This window comes from Sphingomonas sandaracina, from assembly GCF_036663695.1.
Classification (GTDB): Bacteria; Pseudomonadota; Alphaproteobacteria; order Sphingomonadales; family Sphingomonadaceae; genus Sphingomonas.
Map to the genome: position 1 here is coordinate 125,659 of NZ_JAXOJK010000007.1, position 9,219 is coordinate 134,877.

The following is a 9,219-nucleotide window of genomic DNA, read 5'->3' on the forward strand; positions in this document are numbered from 1 at the left end:
TGATCGAGCTCGATCGAAGGGTAGCTGCGTTCGCCACGATCTCGCATCATGTCGTCAATCTCGAAAGGGCTGATAACTGGGTTGGGGCCTAAACCGCAGCTGGGACAGGGCGGGAGCGCGAAGCAGTCGAAAATGCCAGCCTGGTCCTCGATCAGGTCAAGGCCGAGGAACGGAAACTTCTCACTTTACGATCGGCAGTGATTGCGAAGGCGACGGCGCGGACTGCCCGTATAACGCGGATCCCGATACGGCGGTTTTCCGAGTCGATACAAGCAGCTACGTCGCAATAAGCGATTTGATCCGGGTTGCGAGTGCCTCCATCGCGAACGGCTTTGTGATGACGTGCATGCCCGGTTTAAGATGACCGTGATTGAGTACGGCGTTTTCGGCATAGCCGGTGATGAAGAGCACCTTGAGTCCAGGCCGGCTGGACCGGATCGCATCGGCGAGCTGCCGCCCGTTCATCCCCGGCAAACCGACATCGGTGACAAGCAGATCGATGTGACGATCGGCTGCCAACATGCGAAGCGCCGTAGGACCATCGGCCGCCTCTAACGCGGTATAACCGAGATCGATCAATGTCTCGGTAACAAGCATCCGGATCGACTCTTCGTCGTCCACGACGAGCACGGTTTCGCCTCCGTCGGCGCGCGGTGCCTTCGACAGGGGAGTTGGTTCCAATTCCGACACAGCAGCCTGTCCATCACCTGGCAGATAGATCGTCACCGTCGTCCCGGAGCCAGGTGCTGAGTGAATACGCACCTGCCCGCCGGACTGCCTCGCAAAGCCGTAGATCATCGACAAGCCAAGGCCTGTGCCGCTCCCGATGGGCTTGGTAGTAAAGAACGGCTCGAATGCTCTAGCGATCGTATCGGGAGTCATGCCCGTCCCAGTGTCACTCACCGAAAGGCAAACATATTTGCCCGGTTCGATATCGCGCTCGCGGCCGGCGCGAGCATCAACATCCCGATCCGTTGTCTCGATCATGATCCGGCCGCCATCCGGCATCGCGTCACGAGCGTTGATGCACAGGTTCAACAGCGCGTTCTCCAACTGGCTGGGATCGACCAGTGTCGAGCTGAGGCTCGGCGCCAGCGACGTCTCAACAACGACCGACGGACCAACAGTTCGACGAACTAAGTCTTCCATCCCGGCGATGAGCGCGTTCGCGTCAGTTGGTCGCGGGTCGAGGGTCTGGCGCCGGCTGAACGCGAGCAGGCGATGGGTGAGAGCCGCAGCACGTCGCGCAGCGCTTTGAGCGGCATCGACGTATTTGTCGACATCGGCACCGCGTCCCTGCGCGAAGCGGAGCTGAATCATTTCCAGGCTGCCGCTGATCCCCGTCAGGAGATTGTTGAAGTCGTGTGCGATACCGCCGGTCAGCTGCCCGACCGCTTCCATCTTCTGTGACTGACGTAGAGCATCCTCAGCCACAATCAAATCCGCAGTGCGTTCCGCGACTTGCTGTTCGAGGGAAGCTGCCAGATCCGCCAGTTCGCGCTCCGCGCGGCGCCGCTCAACCGCATCATGGGTGCGTTCGGCCACCTCGCGCACAAAATCCAGATCATCAGCGGACCAGGAACGCGGCTCTGCATGGTTGAGGAACAGCAAGGCAACGAGGCCACCTTGTTCCGTCAGAGGCATATTTATGAACGACCGAGCGCTGATCGATTCCAGCTGTGCCGACGTATCGGAAGTACGCGGATCGAGGCGGGAGTCTTCGACGATGGCCGTTTCGCCCCGCTTCAGCTCCTCAATGTAGGAGCCATAGTCCCGGAACTTCAGGGTTCCGGCGATCGAGATAACATCCGGCGCATTCCAATCGCGGTCAATGACGATCGTCTCCTTGGCACGATTGACTAGGCCGTAGCCTGCGCGGCTCACGTCGAGCGTCCGCCCGAGGATCTCGGCCGCGGCAAAGGAGATATCGGCAAAATCTTCCATGTCGCGGAAGACATCGTTCAGATGCGCCAATGCCTGGCGCTTGAGCTCTGTTCGCTTCGCGCTGGTAATGTCCATCGAAACACCGGCCACCCGCACGGGCTTACCGTTCGCATCGAAAAAGGGCTGCCCGCGGGACGATATCCATCGCATCGAGCCATCCGACCAAAATACGCGGTATTCCGCAGAATGCTCGCGCCCGCGGGCGCTAGTATCGGTCATACTTTCAAGGGCACGCCCACGGTCGTCGGGGTGGATCGCGGCCATTCGCTCTTCGAAAAAGAACGGCTTGTCTGGCGCACGCCCGAACAGCGCCTTGCACTCATCCGACGCAGTCAGCGTCTGCGTTGCGAGCTCGAAGCTCCATGTGCCGAACCCACCCGCCCTGAGCGCAAGCGCCAGCTCGCGCTCGCCTTCTTGCTGTGTACGCAGCCGACTTGTCACCTCGGCCATCAGTGCGGCATTGTCCCGCTCGAGACCTGACAGCCGCTCGTGTTCGGTCGTCACATCCACCTGGCTCGCAAAAAAGTAAGCGAGTCTTTGATCGGCATCGAACACGGGTGCCATCAGCAAGCGATTCCAGAACGACGTGCCGTCCTTACGGAAATTCTGAATGTCGACCGTGAGCGGCCGCACCTGGTCTACAGCATCACGCAGCGCCCGCACTGTTTCCGGATTTGTGTTTGGTCCCTGTAGGAAACGACAGTTCCGGCCAATAATCTCTCCCCGCTCGTAACCGCTTAAGCGGATAAAGGCGTCATTGACGAAAACGACAGGATTATCGGGAAGCCGAGGATTGGTAATGATCATCGGCATCCGAGTGGCGTGCACCATCGCCACGAATGGGTCCGTATCGCGATCTATGCCTGCCAACTGGATCGCGATCCGCTCGTCGTCTGCCACGCTTTTGTCGGAGCGCTTGTGACTGTTGTTTTCTTTGATCAACGGTTGCTTCCCCACGACGGCTGCGTGGCAGCTTATCCGCCATCGTCATATTCCTGCGTCTTTACTCGTTCTTGGATCGTCAGCGCAACGAGTTCTCGATGTGTTCCGCCTGCGTGCGATAGGAGCGGAAGGTGCGAAGTGCCTACTCCGCCGGTCGCGCCAATCTTCAATGCCGTCTCATCGCGCTTCATCGCGGCGATCTTGACGATCGCACGCGCGGTCATGCCGGCGATGGCTAGGGTAGCCGCCCGGCTTCGGGCGGGACCGAACCGGGCGGTGCGCCAGAAGCTTCGTATCCGCCTCGAACACGGCAAATTCAGCAAGCGCACCGGTACTTATCGATGGGTCGGGTTGGAGAGGCGACGCCACCCAGCTGGCGCGGTAGCGCCTGTCGGCTCCTCCCGATTGGTCTTTAGGACTCGTCGACTGGTTTGGCGGGACGAGGCTTACGTACAGCCTTAGGGGCTTCATCAACCGTCTTCGCCGCGGTCTGACCGGGCTTCCGCCCCAAGCCGATCGACTTGGCCATCGTGCGGCGCGCTTCCGAGTAGGTCGGGGCTACCATTGGATAGTCCGCCTTGAGGTTATAGCGAGCACGGTAGTCCTCTGGGGTCAGTCCGTTAGTCGCAAGGTGGCGGCGTAGAGTTTTGTATGGCTTGCCATCAATCATGGAGATGATGTGGTCGGGCGAAGCAAGCGACTTACGGGCAGTGACAGCCGGCTCATAAGTCTGAGCGGGTTCCTCTGTCTGAGCCATGGCCGTTGCACCGGTCAATTGTACGACGGCCACATGCATCGAAACGAGAAACGCAGGAACGTCGTCCGCATTGGTTCGTGTGTTGGGATTTGCCAACCATGCAGCAGTCAGTTCGGCTGCCAATTCAACTGCGCTAATCTCATCGTTCATTAGATTCTCAATATATTATGGGCGTGAATAATTATATCCGATGTGGACCAAAATTAAGTCGTGAGCAACTGACGGAAAGGCAAACAATTTTATTTCGTCTATCGAGATTTCCGATCGACCACTTTAGCGGCTGCCAGCGTCTCGCTCGGCTCGGAAATTCACGCGCATCCAAAGCTCAGTTTTAACGCAGTGAAGTCCCCGCCGCATGACCTTCGATGCAGCCATCCCCGCAAGTTACACCGCCCCGGCATGCCAGGAATCCAGAACGGGGTTTCGGACGATCGCATCCCCAACGGGGATGGGCCGGGGCGTTGGGCGCCATCGTCAAGCAACACGCGGACATCAGGCTACAAGACCAAGGAAGTGGAACGCGATACCTGCGGCCGACGTGGCGAGCAGCGTCACGATCACGTTGGCTCGCAGGAAAAATACCGCCACGCCCGCACCCACTGCAAGCAAGGCCGCCCAAGGATCGATGCTGGCTAGCACTGGCGCGTCAAAGCGTATCGGCCCGAACGTCACCATCGCCGTCTCGCGAAACAGCGTGTGAAGCGCGAACCAGACCGCCAGGTTGAGGACCACGCCGACAACGGCTGCGGTGATGGCAGACAGCGCGCTTGCCACCGCGACATTGCCGCGCAGACGTTCGATGAACGGTGCGCCCAAGAAGATCCAGAGGAAGCACGGTACGAACGTCACCCAGGTCGCGAGCAGCCCGCCGAGCGTTCCCGCGATCAATGGCGACAATACGCCGGGGTCGCGATACGCGCCCAGAAAGCCGACGAACTGAAGAACCATGATAAGCGGCCCTGGCGTTGTCTCCGCCATGCCAAGCCCGTCCAGCATCTCCTTCGGTCTCAGCCAGCCGTAATTCTCCACCGCCTGCTGCGCGACATAAGCAAGCACAGCATAGGCCCCACCGAACGTCACCATAGCCATCGTTGAAAAGAAGGTCGCAATGCGGCTGAACACGTCGTCAGGGCCAAGCGTGATCAGCAACGCTGCGACCGGGAGTAGCCACAGCGCTAACCAGACGAGCGCGGTCCGAACCGTCTCGCGCCAGGTGGGACGAGCATGGGCCGGCAGGTCCTCGCCCAGAAGGGTATCGGCGTCGGCAACGACCGTACCTTTCGACGCACCATGTCCACCGCCGCGAAAGGCAGTATGCCCTTGCCTGCCCGACCACCAGCCAATCAACCCGGCACCGAGCACGATCAGCGGGAACGGAGCGCCAAGGAAGAAGATGAGGATGAAGGCAACCGCGGCCAGCAACCGGGATGGCGTCGTCTTGAGCGCGCGACCACCGATCCGCACCACCGCCTGGAGCACGACCGCCAGTACTGCCGCCTTCAGGCCGAAGAACAGTGCGGAAACGATGCCTACGCGCCCATAGAGGACGTACACCCAACTCAGCGCCATGATCGCAATCGCGCCCGGGATGATGAACAGCACGCCGGCGACGATGCCGCCCTTCGTCCGGTGCATGAGCCAGCCGATATAGGTGGCGAGCTGCTGCGCCTCCGGCCCCGGTAGCAGCATGCAGTAGTTGAGCGCATGCAGGAACCGCTGCTCGCCGATCCAGCGTTTCTCATCGACGAGGATGCGGTGCATCACCGCAATCTGCCCGGCCGGACCGCCGAATGACAACAGGGCGATCCGAAGCCAGACCCAGAAGGCCTCGCCTAGCGTGACTGTTTCGGGGGGCGTCTGGGTCGCGCCTTCCGTCGCTACCGCGTTCATGCCTGCGCCTTTGCGCGCGAGGGCTGGTGCGAAGTCCAGTCGTGTCTTTCTCCCTGAGCGTCGCGGCACCAACGGTACAGGGCATCATAGATCGCCATGCCGGCTTCCAGTTGGGTGTGATCGTCGCTGTGGATGCGTGATAGCCCGAGCGAGATCGCCAACAGGCCAGCCGCCTCCGGTGCCACGTCGAGCCGATCGGTGTCGGCACCGCGAACGATCGCGGCGAGGCGAATAAGTGGTGCATGCGCGCCGAGGCCGAAGGCCTCGATCATCACGTCGAAGGTGCAGCGCTCGCCGCGGTGACTCCAGAACACTCGCTCGTCGGCGATGTCGAACGGCTCTGCCTTGTGCTGCGCGGCGACGGTCAGCACCTCTGTAGGCGCGACGAACAGGAAACGCGCATCCGGATCGACGAAGCGACGGATTAGCCACGGGCATGCGATGCGGTCGACCTTGGGCCGTGCACGCGTGACCCACCATGTCCGGCCGTCGTCATGCCGTTCGGGCAGGTGAGCAAGGGACACTGTCGGTAGACCCGCTGCTGACCAGGCGGCAAAGCCCCCTTCCAGCATCTCGGCCACCTTGCCCTCGCTGCGCAGTATGGCTGCTATAGACACCGCGCTTCCTCTGCCATCGGCGTCCACGACAACCACCGCGGTCTTGATGTCATAACCCCAGCGGCTCGGGTCGTCACAAGGAGATGGCCGTGATCCAGGTATCGTCTCTCCTGGAGCATGACGCAGATCGACGATATGCGGCGAGCCAGGCAGCGCGATGAGGCGTGCGAGTTTCTCGGGTGTGATGGCGTTCTGAACAGGCATGGCGCGTCCTTGGCATGTCGGGCTGGACGCGATTCTTCGGCTGACGCCTCGTGGGGAGATCGCAGTCCCCATGGGCATAATCAGCCACGCTGCGTATCTGTTGTCAATCTCGATTGGGCAGACGCGGAGCCGGGGCACGGATCGAAGCTGCCAACGCGGTAGCCGTTTGCGGTCGATCCTCTCTACGTTCAATGACCGCGCGTAATTCAGCGTGATTGATCTCGAAGACGGCGCTCCCCTCGTTCGCAGTCAGGCTAGGCGGGACCATGGTTACAAACGGCTCGTTTTCGACCATCAAAAACTCAGCACTCTGAGTTGACTATCTGTCGCGATCGAACCGTTTCTAATGGGTCGCTGTCCGGACGCCGCATCGTGTTCAGCTAAAGGGCAAGGCGATCCCGCGCGATGCGGAGCGTCACGATCAAGCCGCCCTGGGACCAATCATAGTCGATCGATCCGCCGAGTTGGCCTGACACGCTCCGCTTGATCAACTGACTGCCGAAACCTTGGGTTTGATCGGGCGCCTCGACGGCTGGGCCACCTTGCTCCACCCATGTCAGGACGATCTTGTCCTGTTCGGTAGCGCTCGTGAGATCGAGCGTACCGGTCGCCTGCGAGAGTGCGCCATATTTCATCGAGTTGGTCGCAAGCTCATGAATCACGAGCGCGATGCCCGTGGCGGACGCTTCGCCCACACCTGTACGCTCCACTGCCACCCGTATGCGTCCCTTGAAGGCGCCGAGATCGTCGTAAGGCGCAAGCAGGATCGACAGCAGATCACCGAGAAGGGCGACCGCACCCTGTCCGGCAGACAGAGGTCGTACAAGGTCGTGGGCCCTGTCTAGCGCGGTCAACCGCCCGATGAGTTCATGCGTCATGTTCTCGATGCTGGTGGCGGATCGCGACGTGATCGTCGTCAGGCCAGACGCGATCGCGAGCAGGTTCTTGACCCGGTGGCTCATCTCGCCGGCCAGAAGCTCGTTCCCCTCTTCGGCCTGCTTGCGCCCGGTAACGTCGAGGAAAATGCCGAACATCGTCCGACCCAGAATGTCGAGATCCTCGCCCTGCCCCCGCGCTGCGATCCAGCGGACCTCGCCGTTGATCACGATACGAAAGTCAGTTTCGTAGGCGCCCAGGATTGCGCGGGTCGCCGCAAAAGCTGCTCGCACACGATCGCGATCCGCCGGGTGAATGTGTGAGGACAGCTCCTCGAAGGTCACCTTGTCGCTCCATGGCATTCCCCACAGCGCGAAGCTGCGACGGTCCATGGTCAGCAGATCGGTATCGACGTTCCAGGCCCAAAGAGCCACGCCTGCGGCCTTTACGGCGCGACGAAGATGATCCGACTGCCATTCCTCACCTGTCGGCAACTCAGATGTCACGTCATTCCCCCTGTCGATTCCTCGTCTCCTTTCAGGGCAATCCCGCAGCAGAGCCCTTGCTGTCAATCAGGCTGACTGCCCCTGTTCGGCATCGGCCGTCAAAACGGTGATCCTCTCGGTCGCAGAAGGGATCACGATGGCGATAAGCTAGAACTCGCTCCGATCATTTGATCGTCGCAGGAATGGCGACATACGCCGCGTTCGAAATTAAGAAATTGGGTACGGGTAGCTACTCTCGGTCCCATGGCGCGTTCGCCAGCTCGCGCGCAAGGTAATCGACTAGGGCCTGGACCCGGAGCGGTCGCAGTGGGCTTGGCGGCATGACGAGGTGGAGCCCCAACGGCGTCACCGACCATTCCGGCATCGCCACCGTCAACTTGCCGTCGCGCAGTTCGCGCCAGACCAGGAACTCGGGTTGGATTGCAAGCCCCTGTTCCGCGACGAGTGCGGGTTCAGCAAATCCGCGTTGTCGGTCCAGACCCGTACTGGCGGTTCGATCGCTTCCTCGCCGAACCTCGGATTCGTGAAGCGTCACATTCGGGACGCGCCACCCGTATAGGCCAGCGCGCAGTGCCTGCTCAGTTCGGCGGGGTGCGTTGGCATGCCGTGGCGGTCGAGATAGTCAGGGGAACCCACCAGCAGCAGCCGGACCGTGCATAACCGGCGCGACAGCAGCGAGGAGTCGTTCAGGCTTGCGATCCTAAGCGCCAGGTCGAACCCTTCCGAGACCAAATCGACCTTGCGGTCGCTCAGCGCGAAGTCGACGGTGATTTCGGGATATGCTTGGAGGAAGGCCGGCAGCGTTGCACCGAGATAGGCGATGCCGAACGACAGGGGTGCGCTGATGCGCACGCGTCCACGCGGAACCTTGATTGCTCGCCGGCCTCATCCTCGACTGCCTCGCCTTCGCTAAGGATACGCATTGCCCGCTCCAGCGCAGCGCGGCCAGCATCGGTAAGTGCGATGCGCCGCGAGGTGCGCGCGATCAGCGTCAGGCCGAGACGCGCCTCCAGTCGCGCGATCGCCTTGGAGACAGTGGGATCAGACATACCTATCTCGCGTGCGGCACGCGAAAAGGAGCCATGTTCGGCGACCTTGGCCAAGATCGCCCAGGCTTCGAGATCGGGAAGACGCTTCATCATTTTCGGCAAGAATGAGATGCCAAACTTGCCGTTTCGTCAAGGCCGCTTGTGGCGCATCTTCAGGTCATCGAGCAGCAAGGCTCCCGAGGAGACCAAAGATGATCGACCGTCGCCCTTTTAACAGCCTTGGCGGTGCCAACCATGGCTGGCTCGAGGCCAAGCATCACTTCTCGTTTGCGAGCTATTATGATCCGGCTCGGATGGGCTGGGGTGGCACCCGCGTCTGGCAATGGAGGCCTGTGCGAGCGCCCATTACTGGGCTCGCGAGATCGCCGCAGTAGGTCACGACACGCGGCTCATTCCACCGGCCTACGTAAAGCCGTTCGTGAAGCGGCAGAAGA

Annotated in this window: 9 protein-coding genes and 2 pseudogenes; 2 read left to right on the forward strand and 9 right to left on the reverse strand. The window is 61.1% G+C overall.

Translation table 11 applies throughout. From position 1 onward, the window contains the following. Positions 1-276: 276 nt before the first annotated feature. The 9 genes from U1707_RS17605 to U1707_RS17645 all read right to left on the reverse strand — a co-directional run bounded on the left by U1707_RS17605 (position 277) and on the right by U1707_RS17645 (position 8,878). Positions 277-2,886, reverse strand: coding sequence for a PAS domain-containing protein (locus U1707_RS17605; protein ID WP_332801354.1), 2,610 nt, complete (start codon positions 2,884-2,886; stop codon positions 277-279). 32 nt (positions 2,887-2,918) lie between these two features. Next, a complete protein-coding gene (locus U1707_RS17610) occupies positions 2,919-3,110 on the reverse strand; it encodes a hypothetical protein (protein ID WP_332801355.1) in 192 nt (63 codons plus the stop codon). Positions 3,111-3,298: 188 nt separating this feature from the next. Beyond that, positions 3,299-3,793 (reverse strand): Ros/MucR family transcriptional regulator, encoded by a 495-nt coding sequence (locus tag U1707_RS17615; RefSeq protein WP_332801356.1) that lies wholly within the window; start codon positions 3,791-3,793, stop codon positions 3,299-3,301. Between the two features lie 342 nt (positions 3,794-4,135). Further along, positions 4,136-5,533: a chromate efflux transporter gene (chrA, locus tag U1707_RS17620; protein ID WP_332801357.1), complete on the reverse strand. Its 1,398-nt coding sequence runs from the start codon at positions 5,531-5,533 to the stop codon at positions 4,136-4,138. Then, the gene (locus U1707_RS17625; protein WP_332801358.1) at positions 5,530-6,354 is read right to left on the reverse strand and encodes a chromate resistance protein ChrB domain-containing protein; all 825 of its coding nucleotides are present in this window, start codon (positions 6,352-6,354) and stop codon (positions 5,530-5,532) included. Before U1707_RS17625 ends, chrA begins: the two co-directional genes overlap by 4 nt. 380 nt (positions 6,355-6,734) lie before the next feature. Next, entirely contained in the window at positions 6,735-7,802 is a 1,068-nt protein-coding gene (locus tag U1707_RS17630; protein ID WP_332801359.1) for a sensor histidine kinase, read from the reverse strand. A 163-nt stretch (positions 7,803-7,965) separates the two neighbouring features. After that, positions 7,966-8,271, reverse strand: coding sequence for a LysR substrate-binding domain-containing protein (locus U1707_RS17635; RefSeq protein ID WP_332801360.1), 306 nt, complete (start codon positions 8,269-8,271; stop codon positions 7,966-7,968). After that, the gene (locus U1707_RS17640) at positions 8,268-8,588 is read right to left on the reverse strand and encodes a substrate binding domain-containing protein (protein WP_332801361.1); all 321 of its coding nucleotides are present in this window, start codon (positions 8,586-8,588) and stop codon (positions 8,268-8,270) included. The genes U1707_RS17635 and U1707_RS17640 overlap by 4 nt, the downstream gene beginning before the upstream one ends. Next, a complete protein-coding gene (locus U1707_RS17645) occupies positions 8,486-8,878 on the reverse strand; it encodes a LysR family transcriptional regulator (protein ID WP_332801367.1) in 393 nt (130 codons plus the stop codon). The genes U1707_RS17640 and U1707_RS17645 overlap by 103 nt, the downstream gene beginning before the upstream one ends. A 98-nt stretch (positions 8,879-8,976) precedes the next feature. Between U1707_RS17645 and U1707_RS19070 the strand changes: the two are divergent. Next, positions 8,977-9,153: pseudogene (locus tag U1707_RS19070) on the forward strand (pirin family protein); the annotation flags it as partial. Beyond that, a pseudogene (locus U1707_RS17650) lies at positions 9,102-9,219 on the forward strand (IS110 family transposase); the annotation flags it as partial. The pseudogenes U1707_RS19070 and U1707_RS17650, both read left to right, overlap by 52 nt.